The sequence below is a fragment of the Campylobacter sp. BCW_4338 genome (assembly GCF_001763255.1).
Lineage (GTDB): Bacteria > Campylobacterota > Campylobacteria > Campylobacterales > Campylobacteraceae > Campylobacter_D > Campylobacter_D jejuni.
The window spans coordinates 1-1,064 of record NZ_MJYJ01000042.1 but is presented as its reverse complement, the minus strand read 5'-3'; the positions used below and the strand labels follow the sequence as shown (position 1 = coordinate 1,064).

Below are 1,064 nucleotides of genomic sequence, written 5' to 3'. Positions count from 1 at the left end.
GTTTCTTCATCCATAGCTTGCATTTCTTCTAAAGTTTTCATTTGTTTTTCCTTAAAATAATTTTTTAATTTTTTTTATTTGTTAAAATTTTCCAAAGCTTTATCCAAATCTTTAGCCTCTAAAAGTGATCGAAGAATTTTGCAAATCTCACTTAAATCCTCAAAGCAAAGTACATTTGCAATAAACCACTCATCAAATTCTTCCTCAGTAGCATCACGATAAGATATTCCTGTTTCTTCTTCAAAAGCGACTTCGTATTCTTCTGGATCGATATGATCATACGCATCACTTAAAAAACCCTCTAAATGAGAATTAACAGCCTGTAAAACTTCTTTGCTAGGTTTTGTTTTTAAGAATTCTTTAAAATTCTCAAGATTGTCTAAAATTTCAACATCAAATTCCATAATATCTCCTTTTTATTATTTTTTTATCTTTCTTCTTTCTTCATACATTTTAATTTGTTCTGGTCTCTCTAAACTCGTATCAATATTGTATTCTTTAACCAATTGTTCCCAAGTCTTAGCACCTGCTTTTTTTAAGATTTTTATATTTTTATTTATCCCAAAAGAAATAGCCCTATCTAATGGAGTATCAGGTTCAAAATAATTGATTTTATCATTTTCAATTTCATTGATAGTGCAATTAGCAGCATTGACATCAGCTCCATATTTGATCAAAATTTCCAAACAAGTTCCAATAGGTTTTTTCTTAGATCTTGCAGCTATATGTAAAAGGGTTTTTCCTGCATCGATATAACTGTGTTCATGTTCTGTTTCAATCCTTCTCATATTTACATCAGCGCCAAATTGTAAAGCCACTTCTAAAGAATTTACAGACTCAGGATCACCAAGCAATATCCAAGAATGCAAAGGGGTGGCACCTCGTTCATCATAAACTTCAAATTTACATCCTTTTTTAAAAAAATAATCAATCATTTTTTTATTTTTTCCACCCACTCCAATATAATCAGTAAGGGCATTATTTCCTAAACACTCATCATCAGCTTTAAGTCCTAAACTCTCAAAATACTCCATCATTTCAAAACTTTGACTCTTATCATAAGC

The 1,064-nt window shown here is 30.1% G+C and carries 2 protein-coding genes; both read right to left on the bottom strand.

What is annotated here, in order from left to right:
- Positions 1-74 precede the first annotated feature (74 nt).
- On the bottom strand, positions 75-404 hold the full coding sequence (locus AJN69_RS04745) for a hypothetical protein (RefSeq protein ID WP_044779636.1): 330 nt from the start codon (positions 402-404) through the stop codon (positions 75-77).
- A gap of 15 nt (positions 405-419) precedes the next feature.
- On the bottom strand, positions 420-1,064 hold a 645-nt coding region (locus AJN69_RS04740; RefSeq protein ID WP_148126285.1), incomplete at its 5' end, for an ankyrin repeat domain-containing protein.

Bases quoted from the DNA above. Each gene is read 5' to 3' on its own strand.
- AJN69_RS04745 (WP_044779636.1), bottom strand. From the start codon at position 404: ATGGAATTTGATGTTGAAATTTTAGACAATCTTGAGAATTTTAAAGAA.